Origin of the sequence: Prevotella corporis DSM 18810 = JCM 8529 (assembly GCF_000430525.1) — a bacterium.
Taxonomy (GTDB): domain Bacteria; phylum Bacteroidota; class Bacteroidia; order Bacteroidales; family Bacteroidaceae; genus Prevotella; species Prevotella corporis.
This window is the reverse complement of sequence record NZ_AUME01000001.1, coordinates 187,780-210,574: the sequence shown is the minus strand read 5'-3', so window position 1 is coordinate 210,574 and position 22,795 is coordinate 187,780. Positions and strand designations below refer to the sequence as shown.

The window sequence follows — 22,795 nt, the reverse complement described above, 5'->3', positions numbered from 1 at the left end:
TCTGTGGAACTCAAATATTTTTCAATTAGTGCTTTTTCGATCTTCTGTTCCAAAGACCATACACTTCATTTACATTGTCTGTTGTTACGAATGATTCGATGTGCTCGTCTCCAAGATAAGCCATCAGTTTCTGAAGGTCGTCACCCGTGAGAATAATCTCCAGCTGCATTGACTTCTCATGGCTGAAGCCACCGATAATTTCGTGCATCGTTACGCCACGCTTGATGACATTAATGACGTAATCCATGATTTTTTCGTAATCCTTTGAAATGATAAAGACACGTCTTCTCCCACTCATACCAACCATGAAGTGGTTGATAATGATACCGTTGAGCCACGTACCAATCAATCCTATAACAACCAAGTTAACATCGTTGATGGCAAATGCCGTGCAGCAGATGAGTGCTCCGCCTACGCTCACAGACGTTCCGAGGCTCACACCTGTGTATTTATTAATAATTTTACCAAGGATGTCGAGACCACCAGTGGAGGCGTTAATACTGAAGAGGATGCTCTGTGAGGCACTTAATATAACTACGAAGCACAGCAAATCGAACCACGGATTGGCTATCACCTGCCCTGCGACATGAACGGCAAAGATAGATTCGGACATTGGGAAAATAGAGCCAATGAAATCGATCATCGGACCTAAAATCAGAGCTGTATATACAGTCTTCGCACCGAACTCATTACCAATTAAAACAAAAGAGAGGACAAGCAAAATGGCATTTATTACGAAGATAATGGTTCCAACTGAAATAAAAGGCATCAACTTTGCGAGTACCAAAGACAAACCTGTTATTGAACCGATAATCAGTTTACTTGGAATCAAGAAGAAATAAACGCCCAGCGCTGCTACGAACATACCCGCGGTCATGATGAATAATTCTACCCAGAATTTCTTTGTAGATAGGATAGACTTTACCTGCAACATGCTCGCATTTACTTTTTCGGGGGTGAAAAGAGTAGTAATCTTTACATTGTTATTCATTTTTGTACACGGTTAAAATTATTATTCTCAAAGGTTAATGGAATCAGTAATCCCACGGTTTTTAATTACAATACGGTTTAAATAGAATGTCTTTCTATCAATAAGGCGGTACAAAAGTACATTATAAAAATGATATGGCAAATATTTTAATGACAAAAAATGAATTTATCTGCAATTTTCTTTCAATTTGTTATCACTTTTGGACGATTTGACCTTGAAAAAGGAAAATAAACATGGAAAATTAGGTATTGGCTTTCAATTTTTATCCTTAACTTTGCAAGACCACCAGCCTAATCATTCTAAAAGAAACAGTAGGCTTTCAAATTATTTCGGAAACAACATAGCGACATGGAAAAAATAGCAAATGACTATCTGACAATTCAAGTCTCAGACTTAGGCGCTGAACTGTCGAGTATCAAGGACGAGAATGGGAGGGAATACCTGTGGCAAGGTGACAAAAGATACTGGGGCCGACGCTCTCCCATCCTTTTTCCTATTGTTGGTGCAGTATGGCACGACACTTTCAGAGTTGACGGAAAGGAATACCATGCCAAAAGACACGGGTTTGCGCGCGATTCGAAGTTCAAACTCATCAAGCGAGAAAACAATCGGTTGGTTTACAGTTTGCATGACACAGCGGAAAGTTATGAAAATTATCCTTTCCACTTCATTCTGGGAATCAGCTATAAACTGGAAAGAAACAAGATACACGCCGTCTGGCACGTACAGAACATTGACGATAAAGAGATTCACTTTCAGATAGGCGGACATCCGGCCTTCAATATTCCCGATATGAAAGAGGGTGAGCCTGTCAAGGGCTACCTGAAACTCAGCCAAGAAAAGTTGGAGCGCACGGTTCTCAACCACGAGGGTAACCGACTGGAAGCCTACAAAGACTTTGAGACTGACGAAGGCATATTGGAGTTCGACGAACAGACTTTCAAGGATGACGCTTTGGTCTTCGACCGCTGCCAACTTAATGACATACAGTTACTTAATAGAAAAGGAATGCCGCAAGTATCGCTTCATTTCAACACTCCGGCCGTAGGAATTTGGACTCCCTACGGTAAGAATGCGCCTTTCCTTTGCATAGAACCGTGGTATGGGATTGCAGATGCAGAAAACTATTGCGGAGAGTTCAAGGACCGATATCTCATGAACCATCTGCAGCCAGGTGCAAGTTTCATGAGTGAATATATTATTACCATCAAATAAATTCCGAATAAGGATGTTTAAATTTGCTTACAATTTTAAAACAAAACTGCATATTTGACACGAAAAAGGCTTATTTTTCATCCAATAATAGAAAGAATAGCACTCTATTAATACGATTTTATTACAATTTGTAACTTCATCAACTATTGCATATTCAATTAATCAAAAAACAATAATAGGTTATCAATCTATTTTCAAAACCTAAGCTTTCGCACGATGATAGGTGACCTATCAGCATGTAAAAGGTGACCTTTTGCTAACAGAAAGATATCGTGCTGATTTTCAACACTTTACAATATCGTTGCAAAAAGACTGCAAGGTGGGTGCTTAGCTTGGCACAAAGAAGTGGCTATCTTTATGACTAACTGAAACAGGGAATATCACAAAGACTGCCACTTATTGGCTATTGTTAACCAACTAAAGGGAAAATTGGACTGATAGGAGGAACTCCCGCGGGCGCAGCTGATATTCATTGGTGAAAATTCCCACACCGCTATAGGAGGTTTCGACATAGGGCCGCTTGTTGAGAATGTTGCTCAACTGAGCCGAAAGGCGCACGTGCTTCAGACGCCAAACGACCTGTGCATCTGCAAGGAAGGTATTAACGGTTGATGACGTCTGCAACTCGTTGTGATAAAACATGCCCATCAACGAGATGTCAACATTCGATATGGTTGACGTGAGCGTCAGCCGCTGGTTCCAATTGAAGAGTGTTGCCAACGAGACATTATCGGAATGGGATTTACCGAGCTGGAAGTTTCCTTCATAATCGACCTGCATCCACGAGGGCGCAAACGACAATGTCGGGTTGAAAGCCAACTGTCGATAGTCGTATTTCACCACGTTGCCCGCCGAATACTGCTCGCCACGGCTGTAACCGCCGCTCATGGTGACGGCCGTTTTCAGATGAAGGTCGTAGAAGCCCTTGGATATGGTTATCCCAACATTGACATTGTCGTACTGGTTGTTGTGCTTAACTGTGGAGTAGAGATAGTTCCCATTGCTTATCCGCATATCCATCGCCGAGTTTTTCCACATTCTTAAGGCTCTGATTTGTGTGTTAACGAAGAACTCCCGCACCAGTTTCTTATAGCTGTGGCTCATGAAGAAATTAAGCGAACGGGCAGAGGCAATGAAATCTGGCGCAGTAGTAATCGAACGGTAGCTGTTCCGATAGCTCCCAATGGCAAAGTCGGATATGTCGCTGCCTGACTCGCCGTAGCTCAATCTTGTGGAAATTTCTGTCCGACTGCTCTTCTTGTATTGAAAATAGAGCGATGGTAAGAGGTAGAGTCTCAACTTGTCCATTCGGCTATAGTAATCCATGTTGATTCCTTGTGTATAGCTTAGTTTCACCCTACCTCGCTCGTATCTCCATGAGGGAGAAGTGGCAAAAGCGAGTTTCGTGTCGCCGTGAATCACATTCAAATGCTCCATGGACACTTCGGCATCATAGGTCTGCGTGACATATCTCCTTCGAGTTGACCATTCCAGACTGTGACTGGTGTGCCAGAGATTGTTGTTGAGCGACGAACGACTGGCATCCAGATAGAGATCGTTGCGTGAGTGGTGGTAGTCGAGTATGGAATTCCAGCTCAACGTTCCACGTCGCTTGGTGTAAGTATTGGAGATGTAGCCCGAAAGATTGATTTCGGGATTGCGTACTTGCTGGCTCGTTGCCCCGTTCCCTGTGCTTTCCAGCATTGAGAGGGCATCGCTCTGTGAAGCGTCGAGGGTGAACTTGATGTTGCCATAACTATTATCGTTGTTCAACTTTCGGTTGAAGGCAAAGTTGAGCTCATCTTCCTTCAACAGAAGGTTGCGCTTCTCCAAGGTTTCCGTCGGCGCATCCTCAAGATAATAAACAGAGTGGTTGTCGGTTCGTTGACGAAGAACATTACGAAAGTAACCTGCCGTGAATCGGACCTCAGCATCGGTTTTCGTTTTCGTCAGGTGACTCACACCGTAATTCTGCGATGTGTTGAAGCGGAGACGGCTATCGGAGATTGGAGCTTGGAGCGAGGCCACCGGATACCAGTCGGGGAGCGTCGAGGGCTGCGGTGCACGGAAATCGAAGCTGAACTGACGGTTGATTTCGCTTACATCCCGACCGCTGCGGTCGTATGCAACGTCGTACATCATCTGCCTGTTCCGACCTATCTGCATAGCATTCGCCGTTCCACCCACATGAGTTGGCTCGCCCACCATGAAATAGGGGCGTAGCGTGACAGAGAGTTGGTCACGCGCTGAGTCCTTCAACACCACGTTCATGGCCACATTGTCGGTGTGAATCTTATTGCGCAGGGCCTTTATTGGCTGGTCGTGCTCTATGACTTCGGCCTTTTTCACATCTTTAGCCTTGATGTTTTCAGTCAGCTTATTATATCGTCCATCGCTCAAATCGAGTCCCTCGACGGTGAAACGGCTGAGATTCTTCCCGTTGACGCTTATCTGTCCGTTGCCAGCAACTTGCACTCCTGGTAGCTTCTTCAGCACATCCTTCAGCGAGTTGTCGCGCTCTGAAGCGTATCTGGTAAGGTCGAACGTAATGGTGTCTTTCCTTCCAGTCACTGGACCTGCCTTGACCATCACCTCTTGCATCTCAAAAGTCTTTTGCGACAAGAGTATCTGGTTGTCCGATGGCTTGGCGAGCGGTTGTCGTTTCTTCTCGAAGCCCATTGCCGTGGCCTGCAGTTCAGTCTGTTGTAATGATGACAATGATGTCGATACGGTGAATCTTCCATGCTCGTCGGTACGTGCGAAACTCACAGTTTTACCATTTTTCAACACCATAACGTTAGCCTTCGCCACGGGTTGTCTGGTGAGAGAGTCGGCCACGACACCCGAAATTTTCATCTGCGCTGCACCAGGCAACACCGACAGAATACAGAGGATTATCAGACAAATATGCTTTTTCACTTGTGTCACTGTCCGCTATTGCTTTGTAGAGTTTGCCAATTCTATAGGATTTCGCGGTGTTCGCTGTCGAAAACTTCTCAGAACATCTTCTTTCGTTCCATCACCGTTGCCCACACTTACAACCTTCACTTCATAACCCTTGGCACGCATGACATCATAGATTGTCGTCTTGGCCGCCAAATCATCGAACTGGCTCATCGTGGTCTGCTCGGCCTTGTCGTACACCTTATTATATAACACATCGGCGGAACCGTTCAACTGTTCCAGTCCTACGCCATCGAAAACATATTGCTGGTCGGAATCGTAGGCACGGAGTATCAGTCCGGGCAAACCGCACAGTTTCCACGGACCATTGTCGAGCGGAATGTCCTCGGTGTACCATGCTGTCCACATCCTTCCCTTGTATATCGTGCGTGCCATCTGACAGTTGTATCCAAGAATCGTCGCCACGCTGTCGGGCACAAGCTGCCAATCGGGCTGTTCCATCGGTTCTTCGACTCGGAATTCATCCATCAACACAGCATCAAGGTAGAGCGTTTTACCCGTAGGATAGTTTCTATAAAGTACCCACGACAATGCGCCGCCATTCATTTTCGGACGTGTGTCAAAGCTACCCTTCTGATAATATTCCAGCATCTTTGCTTCATAGGCTTCCTTCGAATAGCTATAGAACTTGCTCAGCTTCGACCCGATGTCGAGTCGCATATCGTCTGAGCTGTAAATATATCCTCCCCTCTCATCTTTATTTTCCGTATTCTGCACGCTTTTGGTGCGATAAGTTACCCGGTATTGAACTTTGTCAATTACCGTTTGCTCCTTTCTATGGTTCGGATTGATGACACGCTGTGCCGAGATGGACAGTGAAAAAATGCACGTTATAAGAATAAAATAAAATCTTCTCATGTATGAAAACCTATATATTTACTATTCAACAATCTCAATTGGATTATAAGGAGTCCGCCCATTGAGATGTTGCATCAGCTCGTTCTTGTCAACATCAGCTGCGCTGGTGTCAACACTTATCTTGATACCCTTCGCAGAAAAAGCATCCATCGGTGTGACTTTGCTGCGCAACTCTACGAATTGTTTCATCGATATCGGCTCATACTTTTCGTATTTGGCCTTATACACGATGTCGGCGGTGCCCTTCAGTTGCTGCAATCCGACGGCCTCGAACATATATTGCTGCTCCGAATCGAAGGCACGGAGTATCAGGCCGGGCAGACCGCACAGCTTCCACGGACCGTTGTCGAGCGGAATGTCTTCGGCGAACCATGCCCACCATTCCCTTCCTTTGAATCTTGTGCGCGCCATCTGGCATTTGTAGCCAAGAATCGTGACTACACTGTCAGCAATCACTTCCCATTTGGGTTGACATGCGCCCTCCACCATCTGCCATTCAGGTTGTTGAGTGGGTTCGATGATCTTGAATTCGTCGATAAAGACGTTGTCCAAAACTTGCGTTTTCCCATCGGGGAAATTCTTGTAAACCACCCATTGCAAGCTGCCTGCTTCCGAATCAGGCAACACTTGCACGTCGCCCCGCTCGGCATATTTATCCAAAAGCGAATCGTAATGTTCATTGATGTAACTATAGAATCGACTTATCTTAGTCCCGATGTCGAGCCTCATTTCGTCGGTGTCATACTGGTAAGCGCCAGTTGAATCGCGACTCGCTGTATCGCTGACACTTTTCGTCTGGTAAATGATGCGGTATTGCACCTTGTCAATGACCTTATCCTGTTCGTCAGCTGGCCTATTGGCTGCAGAAAGCTTTACCGATACTGTCAATACAGCAAAGAATAAAATTGCAGGGATAATGTTTTTTTTCATACAGAATTATCATTTTAGTAAAGGTCTTTCCACTTATGGTGTCAAAAAAGTGTCAGTTTCCAAGTCATCTCATTTGCAAATATACAAACATCTCGTAAGAAAAAGAACATAACAGTGGGGAATAACAGATACAAAAGGGATCAAAAGGGCTCCCGATACTTATTTTCGTCCTTGTCTTCGAGCATGGAAAGATAACTGTTGTAGCGGCTTTCTGATATATAATGCTCCTCAACCGCCCTCAAAACAGCACAGCCCGGCTCGTGCGTATGTGTGCAATTTGAGAATCGACAGGCCTCCGAATACTTAAAAATCTCCCTGAAATAGCTTGTCAACTCTTCCTTGTCAATATCAAATGTGCCAAATCCCTTGATGCCTGGGGTATCTATGATGTAACCGCCAGTAGGCAATGCCAACATTTCGCTGAATGTTGTGGTGTGCATCCCAGTGTTATGGGCATCGGAAATCTCCGCAGTGCGAAGCTGGGCGTCAGGCAACAACTCATTGATGATGGTCGATTTGCCTACCCCACTATTCCCGCTCATCAGCGTTACCTTACCCTCAAGCAGGGGTTTGAGCTGGTCAAGTCTTTTGCCTTCTGGGGCATCGGCTGTCGATTGCACCTCGACACACTGATAACCGATAGTCTTGTAGAGTTTCATCATGGCCTTCTGGTAGGTGCGTTCCTCTTCTGAGAGAAGGTCGTACTTATTGAAAACGAGTACGACAGGGACTCGATATGCCTCTGCTCCGGCAAGAAATCGGTCAATAAAGGTCGTGGATGTCTCTGGATAATTAACCGTAACGATGAGGAAAGCCTGATCAAGGTTGGCAGCAATGATATGACTCTGCTTCGAAAGGTTGGGGGATTTACGAATGATATAATTGCGACGGTCTTCGATCTCAGAGATAAAAGCTGTCCCCTCCTGATTGATGATGAGCTGGACATAATCACCCACAGCAACAGGATTAGTCGAGCGGATTCCCTTCAATCGGAAATTGCCCTTAATCTTGCTTTCGATAATTCGGCCATCGTCGGTCTTCACCGTGTACCAACTGCCGGTATTCTTTATCACCAAGCCACGCATAAAGCCCTATTCTTCATGTATCAGATGACAACAAAAGCCCACTCGCCCCACCTTGACACAATGATGGGGCGACGGCGAGCCTGTCTATACTGTCATTATCTCTTTTTCTTTCTCCTCAAGTAATGCCTCTATCTTCTTGATATACTTGTCGTGAATCTTCTGCAAGTCCGCCTCCGCATCTTTTTCTAAATCTTCGGATAGACCGTCCTTGATGGCTTTCTTCAGCTTGTCCTTGATATCGGCACGCGCATTGCGCACTTCGACTTTCGTTCGCTCACCAATCTTGTTGCTTTGCTTCACAAGATCCTTACGCCTCTCTTCGGTAGGCTGAGGCAAACTGAGGCGGATTATCTCGCCGTTGTTGTCAGGTGTGATGCCGACATCCGAGTCCATGATTGCTTTTTCTATATCTTTTATAGCCTTCTTGTCCCATGGCTTGATGGCAATTGTACGTGGATCGGGCACTGTTACGGAAGCTACTTGGTTCAAAGGAACCATTGAACCGTATGAACTTACGCGTACTCCATCGAGGATGGCTACGTTGGCGCGGCCTGCTCGAATACGAGCCAGCTGCTCATCAAGATACATTGCAGCCATTTCCATGCGCTCTTCGGCTTCGCCTAAAGTTGCTTTAACGTCTATCATAATCTTTATTGTATTAAAAATTTAGTACAAATATATGCAATATTTCGGAATTTCACAAACGTTTGCTTTGTTTTTGTATCATCGTTGATAGATTTTTTCCGTCAACACTTTCATGATTTTCTCCAGATAGTGGGCATCTGTCTCATCAAAAGCGTTGAGTTCCCTGCTGTCAATGTCAAGAACGCCAACAGGTTCGCCCTTCACATCATAGAACGGAACTACGATTTCCGACCTTGATTCGGAGCTGCAGGCGATGTGTCCGGGGAACTTTTCCACGTCGGGGACTATGAGAGTACGACGCTCGGCAAAGGCACTGCCACACACTCCTTTTCCAATGGGAATGTTGAAGCAAGCCACTGTCCCTTGGAAAGGTCCCAGCAGAAGCGAATTTTCAGCACGTTGCAAGTAGAATCCAGTCCAAAAGAAACGGTCGAACGCATAATGGAGGGCCGATGACACGTTAGCCAACACCCCCATTTCATTAGTCGCCTCACCCTCTATGAGTGCCTCTACCTGCTTCAAAAGCAGTTCATAAGTTTCTTTTTTCTCCATTTATCGATTACCGTCTATATATTCTAATTCTGCCGCCACCTTGTTTGTCAGCTCCACAAACTGCGGAATTGATAGCTGTTCCGGGCGTTTTGTCATAACCTCCTGTGCGTAGAAACCTTCACGTGGCATAGTTTGGAACATCTGTTTTAGACTTACGCGCAACATTTTCCTACGCTGATTAAACACGGTTTTTACCAAACGTTTGAACAATTTCTCATCGCAGCCCAAATCGGTAGTAGCGTTGCGGGTCATTCTGATGACAGCACTCTTCACCTTTGGTGGTGGATTGAACACCCCTTCATCAACAGTAAACAGATATTCCACGTCGTACCATGCCTGAACGAGTATCGACAAGATGCCATAAGTCTTGTTCCCTGGCTCGGCAGCCATCCGAAGCGCCACTTCCCGCTGAATCATTCCCGTGCAACAGGGTATGAGTTCCTTGTTGTCGAGCATCTTAAAGAAAATCTGCGACGAGATGTCATAAGGGTAGTTGCCCGTCAAGACAAACTGTCGTCCGCCGAACACCTCATGGAGACTCATCCGCAGGAAGTCCTCACCCATGATATTATCGTGCAGTGCCGGAAACTTCTGATAGAGATACGACACGCTCTCGTCGTCGATTTCCACGACCTTAACCTCCCTTGGCTTTTCCACGAGATACTGAGTGAGAACTCCCATACCTGGTCCGATTTCCAATATTGGTATTTCAGGACAGGCATCCACAGTGTCGGCAATCCGCTTGGCTATATTCAGGTCGGTAAGGAAGTGCTGACCGAGGTTTTTTTTAGGTCTGACTGATTTCATAATTTTTCTTTAATTGGCTACAAAGATAGATATTTTATTTTGTATTTAAAAGCATTTTAGTATCTTTGCTCATCGAATGGGAAAGAAGAAACTGCTCTATAATGGCATAAAGATTATCCTACCGCTCCTCTTGGGTGGCAGCATTCTTTATTGGATGTACCGCGATTTCGACTTCACCAGCATTGAAAGTGTGCTCATCGACGAGATGAACTGGACATGGATGCTGCTCTCCTTGCCATTCGGGGTGCTGGCACAGGCATTCCGCGGATGGCGGTGGAAGCAGACTCTGGAGCCTATGGGTGAGCAACCACGCAACTCCGTCTCAGTCAACTCCATCTTTCTGTCGTATGCCGTGAGCCTTGTCATACCCAGGGTAGGCGAGTTTGCCCGTTGTGGCATTCTCAACCGTTACGACAGAATAGGTTTTTCAAAAGCTTTGGGCACCGTAGTTACAGAACGTGCGGTCGATAGCCTGATTGTATTGCTGATAACGGCATTGGCATTCATTACCCAAATAAGAGTTTTCGGCACGTTCTTCTCAAGAACAGGAACAAGGATTGACGATTTTCTGTACATGTTCTCTACAACCGGATGGCTTGTTACAGGCATCTGCGGCATAGCCGCCTTGACTCTTCTCTATGTCATCCGCAAGAAATTGGCCATCCACGACAAAGTGAAGGAAACCCTTTCGGGCATCTGGCAAGGCATCATCTCGCTGAGAAGGCTGAAGAACGTGCCGCTGTTTCTGTTCTACAGCTTTGCCATCTGGGTGAGTTACTTTCTCCATTTCTACCTGACGTTCTTCTGTTTCGAAGCAACGAGCAATTTAGACATCACGTGCGCTCTGCTTTGCTTTGTGGTAGGCTCAATAGCGGTCATTGTTCCCACACCCAACGGGGCGGGACCTTGGCATTTTGCTGTGAAAACAATGCTGATATTATATGGTGTTGCCGACGTTCATGCACTCTATTTCGTGCTGATTGTCCATACCATCCAAACTTTACTGGTAGTACTGCTTGGCGTTTACGCTTGGATCGCACTGGCTTTCACGAAACCGACAGCCAGCAAAGAGTTGCCTTTAGGTCAGCCATCATGAGGAAAATCTATCGGAATAAATACTAACCCTTAAAATAAAAAGAACTATGAGTGAAATTAGAAATCTCAGTCCAGAAGCACTCTGGCGCAATTTTGACGAGTTGACAAAAGTTCCACGTCCATCAGGACACATGGAGAAAATTCAAGCATACTTGCTCGACTTTGCAAAGAAAGTTGGAGTCGAGGCATCTGTTGACGTGGCTGGTAACGTTATCATGCGCAAACCAGCAAGTCCCGGCTACGAAAACCGCAAGGGAGTTATCCTTCAGGCCCACATGGACATGGTTCCACAGAAGAGTCCAGACAGCAAGCACAACTTTGAGACCGACCCTATTGAGACACACATCACCGACGGATGGGTGTATGCCAACAACACCACACTGGGTGCTGACGATGGCATTGGTGTTGCGGCTATTATGGGCATCATGGAGGACAAGACATTGAAGCACGGTCCAATCGAAGGTCTCATAACAAAGGACGAAGAGACGGGAATGTTTGGTGCAAACGACCTTCCAAAGGGAGAATTGAACGGCGATATCCTCATGAACATCGACTCTGAAACATGGGGTAAGTTTGTAATCGGTTCTGCTGGTGGCATCGACATCACATCAACACTTGAGTACAAGGAGGTAGAGAACGATCAGGAAACTGCCGTGAAAGTGACATTGAAAGGTTTCCGAGGAGGTCACTCTGGCCTGGAGATCAACGAGGGACGCGCCAATGCCAACAAAGAGATGGTCCGCCTTGTGCGTAAAGCTGTCGTTGAACTGGGAGCGCGTCTTGCCAGCTGGCAGGGCGGCAACATGCGCAATGCCATTCCGTTCAAGGCAGAGGTTGTTCTGGCGCTCGCCGACGACAAAGTGGCTGCACTGAAGAAGATGGTAGAGGATCAGCGCCAACTCATCGAGAGCGAGTTCAAGACCATCGAGAAGAACGTTGAGTTCTTTGTCGAAGACACAGAGAAGCCTTCGACACTCGTTCCGACAGAAATTCAGGACAATCTCATCAATGCCATCTACGCATGCCACAACGGTATCGTTCGCATGATTCCTGCTTATCCAAACGTTGTTGAGACCTCATCCAACCTTGCCATTGTCAACATCAACGCCAACAAGGCTGACATTAAGATTCTGGCACGCTCTTCACGTGAGGACATGAAAGACTACGTTGTCAATCAGATCAAGAGCTGTTTCGACATGGTGGGCATGAAGACAGAACTGAGCGGAAGTTATAGCGGTTGGGATCCTAACCCAGACAGCGAAATCCTGAACCTCCTGAAGAAGGTTTACAAAGAGCTCAACGGCGAGGAGGCTATCGTACAGGTTGACCATGCTGGCCTTGAGTGCTCCATTATCCTCGGCAAGTATCCTCATCTCGACGTTGTCAGCCTCGGCCCGACCATCCGCAGCCCGCACACAGCTACAGAGCGTTTCGAGATTGCAACAGCCAAGCCATTCTGGGACTTGCTGTTGAAGACACTGGAGGAAATCCCAGCTAAATAAACATCTGACGAAATCCATTCTGACCGAGTCAGAATAACATCCCATCCGTTGCATTGAGGCGATGACACTGCCGATGCAACGGATTTTTTGGTAGTGGGATTCTATGCATAAAAAACAGGTGTTCAACATAAAGCAGTAAAATATCTGTAAAAAATAAATCAAACAGTCTCTAACCGCTACTAACCTTTCGCACAACGAAAGGTCAACTATCAGCACACGAAAGGGCAGCATTTGCCGTGCAAAAGGTAAGCTTTTAAAACAACTTTGCTATAGCGTTGATTTTCAAACGATTACAATTTGGATACAAAAAGACCTTTTGTCAACATTTTTCACACCCACTTAGCATGTCACTTTTGTAAAGCCACATGGAGTGGCAGACCACACTTGGGCTAACGATCGGCACTTGTACATACATAAATCATTAACCAACAGCGTGTCATTCAGTAGTAATGTACCGAATAACAGACACTGTCTGCCCTAAGATGTCCATCAATCGGAATGAATGAGCTCAACAAAAGGAACAAAAACTTGACATTTTGCTTGGTCAAACAGATTATTTTGCCTAATTTTGCACTCGCAAATCAATCTTTTAATACGAATGGACGATTATCACGCGACGACCTTTAACTTTTAACGTGAGGATTGCAACATAACAGTTTGCTAATCCCCACCATAATTTTTTTTGGAGATTAGCAAATGAAAACATACTGGAACATTAGCGGACCCCTGAATACCATCAAGGAATGGCAACCCAACTGCTGGATTCAAGTCACCTGTCCAACAGAGCAGGAACAACAAGAATTAGAAGAAACCTACAACTTGCCCGACTATTTCCTGTCGGACATCAGCGATACCGATGAGCGTGCGCGCTACGAATATGACGATGGATGGATGCTTATTATCCTCCGCATTCCCTATGTCAAGGAGATCCGCTCAAGAACGCCTTACACAACAGTTCCGTTGGGTATCATCCACAAGCGCGACGTGACGATTACCGTGTGCAATTTCGAGACCAACATGATGCTCGACTTCGTCACTTACCAGCAAAAACGTGGCGAAGGATTCACCGATTATGTCGATATGACCTTCCGGCTCTTCCTCTGTTCGGCGGTGTGGTATCTGAAACGACTCAAACAAATCAACAACCTCATAGAGAAGGCCAAACGAAACCTCGACAAGGAGGTGAACAACGAGAGTCTCATCGGACTCAGTCGCCTGCAAGATTCGCTCACCTATTTCATCACATCCATACGAGGCAACGAGAACCTGCTGGCCAAACTGAAGTTCAAGCTACAAGTTGACGAGCTCGACGCTGACCTTATCGAAGACGTAAACATCGAGATGAGCCAGGCACGCGAAACGACAAGCATCTACTCCGACATTCTTGAATCGACGATGGACACATATTCCAGCATCATCAACAACAACATGAACACCATCATGCGTACGCTGACATCCGTTTCCATCATCATGATGTTCCCAACCCTCATTGCATCGCTCTTCGGAATGAACGTTGTCAACGGCATGGAGACCAGTAAGTTCGGCTTTATTGTGGCATTGCTCATCTCGGTGATCGTGTCTGGCGCATCATGGTGGATTCTTCGGCATAAAAGACTCATATAAACCATCCCTGAGAACATAGATTCATGCTCAAAAAAGACAGGAGACAGAGCTGGACACACAACAATCCCATAATGACAACAGACCATCAATGTCACCAGATATTTGCCAGACACAGCGCAATTTTAACCGACAGAGTAAAAAATCTTAATATAAATTAGGTGGTTTAAAACTTTTTATCTAAGTTTGCACTTTATAACAATTAAGTTGTAACCATAGAAAGCCCTTTGATGTGTAAACTATGCACAACAAATAATGACAAAAATCGAATCATAAACTAAAAAGTGAAATGATGGACTCTCAAGAGAACGCCCTGAATCAGGGAGCAGAAGAAGTGAAGCAGCAAGAGGTGGCTGTGGAAAAGGAAGTAAAAGATGACTCAAAAGCTGCCGAAACACCAACACCTGAAACTGCAATAGAGAAATCGACAGAGAATGCCGAAGGGCAAAAGGCCGAAGAAACACAATCTCCCACATTAAAAGTCTATAACTCGAAAAAGGATATCGTTGAGCGCATCAAAGAGATTGCAGAAAGCGATGAGACACCAGAGAAAGCAGAGATAGACCACTTGAAAACAACTTTCTACAAGATGCATTTTGCAGAAAGGGAAGCCCAGCAAAAGGCTTTCATCGACAATGGGGGCGATCCGGAGAAGTATCAAGTGTTCCCGGACGAAGATGAGGAGAACTTTAAGGCAAGCATGTCCATCATAAAAGAAAAGCGCCAGAAGGCATTTTTAGAACTCGAAGAGCAGAAACAGGAGAACCTTAAAAGAAAAGAAGCCATCTTGGAAAAGCTGAAAACCATGGCAACAACACCCGAAGAAGCCAACAAGAACTTCCAAGAGGTGAGAGCCTTGCAGCAGGAGTGGAAGACCATAAAGGCCGTTCCTGCCGAAAAAAACAACGAACTCTGGCGAAACTATCAGTTGTACGTTGAGCAATTCTACGACTTACTTAACCTGAATAGGGAAGCAAGAGAATATGACTTTAAGAAAAACTTAGAGAAAAAGACACAGCTTTGTGAGGCAGCAGAAAAGCTCGCTGACGAAGAAGATGTCGTTAGCGCATTCCACCAGCTACAAGAGCTGCACCAAGAGTTCAGGGAAACTGGACCAGTGGAAAAAGAATTGCGCGAGGAAATATGGACTCGGTTCAAGACTGCCAGCACGGTAGTGAACAAAAGGCACCAGCAACACTTTGAGGACATCCGCTCTCAAGAAGAGACCAACCTCGTAAAGAAGACCGAACTATGCGAGAAAGTTGAGGCAATAGCCAAGAGAGAACACAAAGGATCGGCTGATTGGGAAAAATCGACGAAGGAGATCATCGATATCCAAAAAGAATGGAAGACCATCGGCTTCGCCCCTCAGAAGATGAATGTGAAGATTTTTGAACGTTTCAGAGCAGCATGCGATGACTTCTTCGGAAAGAAAGGCGAATTTTTCAATAAGCTTAAGAATCAGTTCGCTGAGAATGCGGAGAAGAAAAAGGCACTGGTTGAAAAAGCACAGAGCCTCACAGACTCAACAGACTGGAAGGCAACGACCGACAAATTCATAGCCCTGCAGAAGGAATGGAAGACAATAGGTATGGTACCAAGGAAGCAAGGAGACCAACTGTGGAACGATTTCCTTGCAGCCTGCAATCATTTCTTCGAGGCTCGCAATGCCGCTCATGCCGATACAAGAAATGAAGAGCAGGAAAACCTCAATAAGAAGAATGAGATTATCGAGAAACTTGTCCAGCTAGCAGAAGCAGGAAAAGAGAATATACAGGAGGAAGTCCATCAACTGACTGAAGAATTCAATGCCGTAGGACACGTACCCTTCAAGGAAAAGGACAAAGTTTACAAGGCATACCACGAGATTTTGGACAAACTGTACAAGGATTTGCACATCAACGCAGCACGTCGCCGCATGGATAATTTCCGCAACAACCTTAAAAAGGTGGCCGACCGTGGTGCAAACGCTCTCGATAATGAGCGCGGACGTCTGATGCGCCGCTACGAACAGCTCAAACAGGAAATCAATACTTACGAAAACAACTTGGGTTTCCTGAATATCAGTAGCAAGAAAGGCAACAGTCTTATCGACGATATGAACCGCCGCATTCAGAAACTGAAGGACGATACTGAAGAAATCAGACAGAAAATCAAGGCCATCGATGCCGAGAACAAGGACTGATATTCATTGGAATGTGACGGGAGATTCACTTACGCCTCATTCCTGAAACCAGCATAAATTTAAAATCCCGCTATCAAATGGAAGATTTTTGATAGCGGGATTTTTGTGTTTTGCCCCAATCGGCTCACAGAAGCCTGTACCGATTCTGTTTAATCCAAATCGATTGTTAGAATTTTGATAGCTTTGCAAGTTTGTTTTAATCTATTTTTGTTTGATGAAGAAGGCGTTTAACTGACTAAACAACCGAGAAAGCGGACAAAAAGAGACAAAATAAACTGCTAAGTTGAAGAATAGCATGATATCTAATCAGAGAGAAAGTAATTTGCGCTCTAATGAACATTTTGAGTTGAACAGAGTTTATCGTAAATAAAGCTAACAACAAGACGACAGATTACTGAAAAAAGCCTCTCTTCCACCGCTTGATGAACCACCATCTATCCTTTTGCGAAAGGTGAGCTATTACATCGTAAAAGGTAAGTTATTGCAAGCCAAAAGCTGACCTTTTGCGACACCAAAGAAGAGTTATTTTTAACCATTTGAAAACCAGTAGCTTACGAATCAACCTACAAATCTGTAAAAAACATCAACTCACCCTTCACCGAAACTGACTTCCAGCAGACGAAAACAGAAGGTGAAAAAAAGTCAAGGGACATGGAAATATCATTCAAATTCAGTATCTTTGTTGCAAATAACAAATCACCCAATAACTAAACAGATTATTATGAAAACAGGTATGCATTTCGTTTTTCCTGCTACAACAAAGGTGTTTTTCGGCGCAGGACAATTAAAGAATCTTCATACGCTTCCTATGCCGGGCAAAAAGGCGATGATTGTCATCAGCAACGGAAAATCAACACGCGCCAACGGTTATCTCGATCGGACAGAAGCCGAGCTGAAGCAGGCTGGAGTAGAATATGTCGTGCTCGACAACGTACAGCCCAATCCGCTGAAAGCATCCGTCGAGGAAGGTGCCAAGTTCGCCAACGACAACAACTGCGACTTTATTGTGGCACTGGGAGGTGGCAGTGTAATGGACGCAGCAAAGATTATGGCCATCAACGCTACCAATCCTGGCGATCTTTGGGACTATGCCACAGGGCGGACGGGCAAGGGCAAGCCTGCGGTGAACAATCCGCTACCGTGGATTGCCATTACCACGACGGCAGGAACGGGTTCGGAAGTTGACGCAGCAGGAGTAATCACCAATCCAGAGACCAACGAAAAATTGGGCATCGGCGACCCGCGAGCCTTTGCCGTCTATGCCATCGTCGATCCGGAGCTCATGACCAGCGTTCCGCCACAGTTCACCGCCTATCAAGGCTTCGATGCTCTCTTCCACAGTCTGGAAGGCTACATCTCCAATCGGAGCAACCTTTTCTCCGACATGGTTCAGGAAGCTGCCATCCGCAACATCGGTACTTACCTCCCCATCGCCTTCAAAGACGGCAACAACATGGAGGCACGGGCACGTATGGCCTTTGCCAACACCATGAGCGGCTACTCCATGGATACCAGTGGCTGCACCGCAGAGCACTCCATAGAGCACGCACTGAGCGCTTACCATGAGGAACTGCCACACGGTGCGGGCCTTATCATGATTTCAAAGGCGTTCTTCACCACCCACATCAACAAGCATGTCTGCGACGAACGCTTCGTCAACATGGCGAAGTTCCTCGGCAAGGAGGATGCCACCAAGCCTGAAGATTTCATCACCGCATTAGACAACTTGAAGAAAGCGTGCAAGGTAGATGACTTGAAAATGAGCGAATATGGCATACAGCCCGAAGAGTTTGACAAGATGGCCACCAATGCATTGGAGGTAATGGGTGGACTGGTGGCACTCGACCGAGAGCCACTCAACCACGCTGAGATTGTCGAAATTCTGAAGGCTTCTTACAAATAGACCTGTTTCCGATTACAAAAGAAACAGCGTTTTTGCCTCTGAATACCCATCTTTCAACAGACAGCCTCCACAAACCGACAGAGGCTGCCTGTTCGTTTTTCCCCAGTGGGTTGCCAGGCGGTGAGCCGAAAACTCGGAAAAGTTTACAACCAAACACTTTGACGCACTATGACAACTTTGCGGAGGCACAGAATACCACCATGAAAAAGGCAGATGATTGAATTTCAATCATCTGCCTTTCGATTCAGTTGGGATACCCGGATTCGAACCAGGAATGACAGGACCAGAATCTGTAGTGTTACCATTACACCATATCCCAATATGTAACAACTCCTATTTTGAATTGCGTTTGCAAAGGTACTATCTTTTTACGAACCACCAAAGAAAATCAAAAGAATTTTAGTTAAAAAGCGTACAGATGGCGATTTTTAACCCTCCCACCGACCCTTGCTGGTTACATTTGCAGCATAGCAGACAAACAACCGCTTAAGAGAATATGTAAAATAAAACAAATTTATTTTGCTCTTCACCCGAATTGCACTACCTTTGTGGCACTTAATTCATAATCAATTTAATGAACGAGACAAAGAAATTAGTAAATTCCATTACCAAAGGTATTCAAGAGAAAAAAGGACATGGCATAGTAATTGCAGACTTATCAAAGATCGACGGCACAATCTGCCATTATTTCGTCATCTGTCACGGCAATTCGCCACAGCAGGTCGAAGCGATAGCTGAGTCAGTGGGCGACTATGTACGCGAACATCACGGCGAAAAGCCAGTAAACTGCGTAGGATTGGGAAACAACCAATGGGTGGCCATTGACTTTGTCGATGTTCTGGTTCACATCTTCATCCCCGAAACAAGAGCTTACTACGACTTGGAACACCTTTGGGAGGACGCTACGCTGACGCAAATTGAGGATTTGGATTAAGGACGCTTGCCGGAACGGTCAGTTTTATTCATCAAATATTCTATGTAATAAATGGACAATCAGAATCCGAACAACAAACCTAACATGCCTAAGATGCCAAAGTTCAACATGAACTGGCTTTATGTGCTCGCCATCGCCATCGCATTGATATTCTTTTCAACAGGCGGAGCTGAGAATGTACTTTCAGGTAATCAAGGTATCCAAAAAGATTACACCGCTTTTCAGACATACATCAACAAGGGTTATGCTACCCATGTAGTTGTGAACAAGAATGAAAGCTCGCTCAAAATGTATGTCAGCCCTGAACATATCCGTGAAATTTTCAAACAAGGCACAGATCAAGTTGGCAAGAATCCATATATCACAGTTGAGATAGGTTCTATCGACAATCTGGAAGCATTCCTCAATACGGCTGTACAGAAGAAGAAAATCAAAGGTTACAGCTATGAGAACAAAGATGAGAATGGGTTCAAAGAGATATTCATCAGCCTCATTCCATGGATATTCATCATCGGATTCTGGATATTCATCATGCGAAGGATGAGCGGTGGATCAGGCGGAGGCAACGGAGTGTTCAGCGTCGGCAAATCGAAGGCCAAACTATACGAGAAGGCAGGCGAACTGGGCATAACGTTCAAGGACGTTGCCGGACAGGAAGGGGCCAAACAAGAGGTACAGGAGATTGTCGAATTCCTCAAAAATCCAAAGAAATACACTGAACTTGGTGGAAAGATACCTAAGGGAGCGCTGCTCGTAGGTCCTCCAGGAACTGGTAAAACCTTGCTGGCGAAGGCTGTAGCAGGAGAAGCGGGCGTGCCGTTCTTCTCAATGAGCGGATCAGACTTCGTCGAAATGTTCGTAGGAGTGGGGGCAAGCCGCGTCAGAGACGTGTTCCGACAGGCAAAAGAGAAAGCCCCCTGCATCATTTTCATCGATGAAATTGACGCCGTTGGCCGCGCCCGCTCGAAGAATCCGTCAATGGGCGGCAACGACGAACGAGAGAACACGCTCAACGCCTTACTGACCGAGATGGACGGATTCGGTACTAACAGTGGCGTTATTGTGCTGGCAGCCACCAACCGTGTGGATATGCTCGACAAGGCATTGCTCCGTGCCGGCCGATTCGACCGCCAAATACATGTTGATTTACCTGATTTGCCAGAGCGAAAAGCTATTTTTCAAGTACACTTGCGTCCGCTGAAACTCGACAAGAACTTAGACATCGACTTGCTGGCACGCCAGACTCCAGGTTTCTCCGGTGCCGATATTGCCAACGTTTGCAACGAAGCCGCACTGATTGCGGCCCGTCACGACAAAACCGTTGTTGGCAAACAGGACTTCCTCGACGCAGTTGACCGCATCATTGGCGGACTGGAAAAGAAAACAAAGATACTGACCGCTGAGGAAAAGCGTACTATAGCCCTACACGAAGCTGGCCACGCAACCATCAGTTGGTTCTGTGAGCATGCCAATCCGCTCGTAAAAGTGAGTATCGTTCCTCGTGGACAGGCTTTGGGAGCTGCTTGGTACCTGCCGGAAGAACGACCCATCACCACCAAGGAACAGATGCTCGACGAGATGTGCTCTCTGCTGGGAGGGCGCGCCGCAGAGGAATTGTTCACCGGACACATCTCAACAGGGGCTATAAACGACCTCGAACGTGCCACAAAAAGCGCCTTCGGAATGATTGCCTATGCTGGTATGAGCGACAAACTGCCCAACGTGTGCTATTATAATAATGAGGATCCAGGATTCCAGAAGCCTTATTCGGAGACCACGGCCAAGACAATTGACGAAGAAGTGCTAAAGATGGTGAACGGAGAGTATGCCCGCGCCAAACAGATTCTTAGCGAACACAAGGAGGGGCATAACCGTCTGGCGCAGTTGCTCATCCAACGCGAAGTCATCATGGCAGAGGATGTTGAGGAAATATTCGGTAAGCGTCCTTGGGTGAGCCGCACTCAGGAACTGATGGATTTGGAAGACAAGTCACAATTACAGTTAGAGAACATGCCAGAGAGCGTCAAACAAGCGCAAGCAGAGCATGAAGCTGCGAAAAAAAACAACGATAGCGAGGCAGATGACAACAACGATATGACTGGTGACGTTGATGCAAACCAAGCTAACAACAGAGCAGAAGAATAATGACAGACAAACAGAAGAACCTCATAACACGCACCATCACAGGTATTCTCTTCGTGGCCATCATGGTGGCAGGTTTCCTTTCGGCCCATTATATGGTGGTGCTTTTCGCCACCATCACAGGCATGACAATATGGGAGTACACTGGTCTCATATCACAAATAGAGCATGTGAGCATCAATCGCTTCATCTCAACAGTGGCAGGGGTCTATTTCTTCGTGGCATTGGCTGGTCAGCGACTTGGGTTCGTTGAGGGATTCAGCGTGTTTGTCCCATACATTCTGACGATTATCTACCTTTTCATAGCCGAGCTCTACCTAAAGAATGAGAATCCGATTATGAACTGGGCCTACACCATGCTGGGACAGATGTACATTGCACTCCCGATTTCGATGATAAACGTCCTCGCCTTCCAAAGAGACGCAAACGGACAGATGACCATCGACATGCTATTGCCATTGAGCATCTTCATCTTCCTATGGACCAATGACACAGGAGCTTATTGTTCTGGCTCACTTTTCGGAAAGCACAAGCTGTTCCCCCGCATCAGTCCAGCCAAGAGTTGGGAAGGAAGCATCGGTGGCGGAATCCTCGTCGTCATCGTAGCCGCACTCATAGGCTATTCTACGACAAACGAAAGCGGTGTAAATATGCTCACCATTCCCCAGTGGATAGGACTTGGAATCGTCGTTGCGGTTTTCGGAACATGGGGTGATTTAGTGGAAAGTCTTTTCAAGCGCACATTGGGAGTAAAGGATAGCGGAAACATTCTGCCTGGACACGGTGGTATGCTCGACAGGTTCGACTCGTCGCTGATGGCCATTCCAGCAGCAGTGGTGTATCTGTATGCACTAACTATCTTTTAAAGCAGAGGCCTTTTAATAGGCATTGCATCAAGTAATTGGCTGGATGCGAATGGAGTTTATCCACTTTTAACTTTCGTTTAGGGCCAAAGAATAGGTGAGGCGGTGCTGCAACCGGCTACAAACCATCACTTACTTATATATAGCCCAAATCCGACCATTAGACCACAATTTCACAGTTACACGATGAGAATGAGGCTTCCTGACGTTCGCAATAAAGGTATGCCAAAAGGATTTATATCTAACTGGGGGTAAATTTCAAAAAACAGCAAAAGTTTACCATACTAATGATAAAAAGAAGCCCTTATTTCCAGCACTATTTTTGACGATTTTTTGCACGAGTTAGCAAAGGCAAGGCCAATAGAACTTACAACTTCTACAACTACAACCTAAAACACTGACAATTAATCGATTAGAAAACAAAACAAATAATAAGAGAGAAGCTTTTGCAAAAGGTGACCAATGGCAAGACCATAGCTCATCTATGACAATGCAAAAGCTCAC

General features: G+C 45.8%; 17 protein-coding genes and 1 tRNA gene. 9 read left to right on the top strand and 9 right to left on the bottom strand.

Annotated elements, in window-relative coordinates:
• Positions 1-25 precede the first annotated feature (25 nt).
• The gene (locus H515_RS0100825) at positions 26-991 is read right to left on the bottom strand and encodes a YitT family protein (RefSeq protein ID WP_028901452.1); all 966 of its coding nucleotides are present in this window, start codon (positions 989-991) and stop codon (positions 26-28) included.
• 348 nt (positions 992-1,339) lie between these two features.
• Between H515_RS0100825 and H515_RS0100820 the strand changes: the two genes are divergently transcribed.
• Positions 1,340-2,206, top strand: coding sequence for an aldose 1-epimerase family protein (locus tag H515_RS0100820; RefSeq protein ID WP_025876241.1), 867 nt, complete (start codon positions 1,340-1,342; stop codon positions 2,204-2,206).
• A 417-nt stretch (positions 2,207-2,623) separates the two neighbouring features.
• Here the strand turns inward: H515_RS0100820 and H515_RS12760 are convergent, their stop codons facing one another.
• The 7 genes from H515_RS12760 to rsmA form a co-directional block, all read right to left on the bottom strand.
• On the bottom strand, positions 2,624-5,125 hold the full coding sequence (locus H515_RS12760) for a carboxypeptidase-like regulatory domain-containing protein (RefSeq protein ID WP_238300118.1): 2,502 nt from the start codon (positions 5,123-5,125) through the stop codon (positions 2,624-2,626).
• Positions 5,126-5,140: 15 nt separating this feature from the next.
• Positions 5,141-6,028, bottom strand: a complete 888-nt coding sequence (locus tag H515_RS0100810) for a GLPGLI family protein (protein WP_025876244.1) — start codon at positions 6,026-6,028, stop codon at positions 5,141-5,143.
• 21 nt (positions 6,029-6,049) lie between these two features.
• Complete coding sequence (locus H515_RS0100805; RefSeq protein ID WP_028901451.1) at positions 6,050-6,958, bottom strand: GLPGLI family protein; 909 nt, start codon at positions 6,956-6,958, stop codon at positions 6,050-6,052.
• A gap of 140 nt (positions 6,959-7,098) precedes the next feature.
• Positions 7,099-8,043: a ribosome small subunit-dependent GTPase A gene (rsgA, locus tag H515_RS0100800; protein ID WP_025876246.1), complete on the bottom strand. Its 945-nt coding sequence runs from the start codon at positions 8,041-8,043 to the stop codon at positions 7,099-7,101.
• Between the two features lie 84 nt (positions 8,044-8,127).
• Positions 8,128-8,688: a ribosome recycling factor gene (gene frr, locus H515_RS0100795; protein ID WP_028901450.1), complete on the bottom strand. Its 561-nt coding sequence runs from the start codon at positions 8,686-8,688 to the stop codon at positions 8,128-8,130.
• Between the two features lie 78 nt (positions 8,689-8,766).
• The gene (locus H515_RS0100790; protein ID WP_025876248.1) at positions 8,767-9,240 is read right to left on the bottom strand and encodes a GAF domain-containing protein; all 474 of its coding nucleotides are present in this window, start codon (positions 9,238-9,240) and stop codon (positions 8,767-8,769) included.
• Positions 9,241-10,047 carry a 16S rRNA (adenine(1518)-N(6)/adenine(1519)-N(6))-dimethyltransferase RsmA gene (gene rsmA / locus H515_RS0100785; protein WP_025876250.1) on the bottom strand — a complete coding sequence of 269 codons (807 nt, stop codon included), beginning with the start codon at positions 10,045-10,047 and terminating at the stop codon, positions 9,241-9,243. It abuts the gene before it with no gap.
• 76 nt (positions 10,048-10,123) lie between these two features.
• Here rsmA and H515_RS0100780 point away from each other — a divergent pair, with 76 nt between their 5' ends.
• The 5 genes from H515_RS0100780 (at position 10,124) to H515_RS0100760 (ending at position 18,352) form a co-directional block, all read left to right on the top strand.
• Complete coding sequence (locus H515_RS0100780; RefSeq protein WP_025876251.1) at positions 10,124-11,143, top strand: lysylphosphatidylglycerol synthase transmembrane domain-containing protein; 1,020 nt, start codon at positions 10,124-10,126, stop codon at positions 11,141-11,143.
• Positions 11,144-11,189: 46 nt separating this feature from the next.
• Complete coding sequence (locus H515_RS0100775) at positions 11,190-12,644, top strand: aminoacyl-histidine dipeptidase (protein ID WP_025876253.1); 1,455 nt, start codon at positions 11,190-11,192, stop codon at positions 12,642-12,644.
• A gap of 696 nt (positions 12,645-13,340) precedes the next feature.
• Entirely contained in the window at positions 13,341-14,267 is a 927-nt protein-coding gene (locus H515_RS0100770; protein ID WP_025876255.1) for a magnesium transporter CorA family protein, read from the top strand.
• 286 nt (positions 14,268-14,553) lie between these two features.
• A complete protein-coding gene (locus H515_RS0100765; RefSeq protein ID WP_028901449.1) occupies positions 14,554-16,449 on the top strand; it encodes a DUF349 domain-containing protein in 1,896 nt (631 codons plus the stop codon).
• A gap of 721 nt (positions 16,450-17,170) precedes the next feature.
• Positions 17,171-18,352: an iron-containing alcohol dehydrogenase gene (locus H515_RS0100760; RefSeq protein WP_202898981.1), complete on the top strand. Its 1,182-nt coding sequence runs from the start codon at positions 17,171-17,173 to the stop codon at positions 18,350-18,352.
• 248 nt (positions 18,353-18,600) lie between these two features.
• On the opposite strand, the gene H515_RS0100755 is transcribed toward H515_RS0100760, so the two are convergent.
• Positions 18,601-18,671, bottom strand: a tRNA-Gln gene (locus H515_RS0100755).
• Positions 18,672-18,926: 255 nt separating this feature from the next.
• Here H515_RS0100755 and rsfS point away from each other — a divergent pair.
• The 3 genes from rsfS to H515_RS0100740 are packed head-to-tail and all read left to right on the top strand — an operon-like array spanning position 18,927 to position 22,294.
• Positions 18,927-19,286: a ribosome silencing factor gene (rsfS, locus tag H515_RS0100750; RefSeq protein WP_025876263.1), complete on the top strand. Its 360-nt coding sequence runs from the start codon at positions 18,927-18,929 to the stop codon at positions 19,284-19,286.
• A gap of 51 nt (positions 19,287-19,337) precedes the next feature.
• Positions 19,338-21,431, top strand: coding sequence for an ATP-dependent zinc metalloprotease FtsH (gene ftsH / locus H515_RS0100745; protein ID WP_028901448.1), 2,094 nt, complete (start codon positions 19,338-19,340; stop codon positions 21,429-21,431).
• Complete coding sequence (locus tag H515_RS0100740) at positions 21,431-22,294, top strand: phosphatidate cytidylyltransferase (RefSeq protein WP_025876264.1); 864 nt, start codon at positions 21,431-21,433, stop codon at positions 22,292-22,294. Before ftsH ends, H515_RS0100740 begins: the two co-directional genes overlap by 1 nt.
• Positions 22,295-22,795 lie beyond the last annotated feature (501 nt).

What these genes read in the sequence shown, in the direction of transcription:
- H515_RS0100805 (WP_028901451.1), bottom strand. Translation starts at nt 6,958, where the DNA reads ATGAAAAAAAACATTATCCCTGCAATTTTATTCTTTGCTGTATTGACA.
- H515_RS0100820 (WP_025876241.1), top strand. Translation starts at nt 1,340, where the DNA reads ATGGAAAAAATAGCAAATGACTATCTGACAATTCAAGTCTCAGACTTA.
- frr (WP_028901450.1), bottom strand. Translation starts at nt 8,688, where the DNA reads ATGATAGACGTTAAAGCAACTTTAGGCGAAGCCGAAGAGCGCATGGAA.
- rsmA (WP_025876250.1), bottom strand. Translation starts at nt 10,047, where the DNA reads ATGAAATCAGTCAGACCTAAAAAAAACCTCGGTCAGCACTTCCTTACC.
- ftsH (WP_028901448.1), top strand. Translation starts at nt 19,338, where the DNA reads ATGGACAATCAGAATCCGAACAACAAACCTAACATGCCTAAGATGCCA.
- H515_RS0100760 (WP_202898981.1), top strand. Translation starts at nt 17,171, where the DNA reads ATGAAAACAGGTATGCATTTCGTTTTTCCTGCTACAACAAAGGTGTTT.
- rsfS (WP_025876263.1), top strand. Translation starts at nt 18,927, where the DNA reads ATGAACGAGACAAAGAAATTAGTAAATTCCATTACCAAAGGTATTCAA.
- rsgA (WP_025876246.1), bottom strand. Translation starts at nt 8,043, where the DNA reads ATGCGTGGCTTGGTGATAAAGAATACCGGCAGTTGGTACACGGTGAAG.
- H515_RS0100780 (WP_025876251.1), top strand. Translation starts at nt 10,124, where the DNA reads ATGGGAAAGAAGAAACTGCTCTATAATGGCATAAAGATTATCCTACCG.
- H515_RS0100770 (WP_025876255.1), top strand. Translation starts at nt 13,341, where the DNA reads ATGAAAACATACTGGAACATTAGCGGACCCCTGAATACCATCAAGGAA.
- H515_RS0100790 (WP_025876248.1), bottom strand. Translation starts at nt 9,240, where the DNA reads ATGGAGAAAAAAGAAACTTATGAACTGCTTTTGAAGCAGGTAGAGGCA.
- H515_RS0100825 (WP_028901452.1), bottom strand. Translation starts at nt 991, where the DNA reads ATGAATAACAATGTAAAGATTACTACTCTTTTCACCCCCGAAAAAGTA.
- H515_RS0100775 (WP_025876253.1), top strand. Translation starts at nt 11,190, where the DNA reads ATGAGTGAAATTAGAAATCTCAGTCCAGAAGCACTCTGGCGCAATTTT.
- H515_RS0100740 (WP_025876264.1), top strand. Translation starts at nt 21,431, where the DNA reads ATGACAGACAAACAGAAGAACCTCATAACACGCACCATCACAGGTATT.
- H515_RS0100810 (WP_025876244.1), bottom strand. Translation starts at nt 6,028, where the DNA reads ATGAGAAGATTTTATTTTATTCTTATAACGTGCATTTTTTCACTGTCC.
- H515_RS0100765 (WP_028901449.1), top strand. Translation starts at nt 14,554, where the DNA reads ATGATGGACTCTCAAGAGAACGCCCTGAATCAGGGAGCAGAAGAAGTG.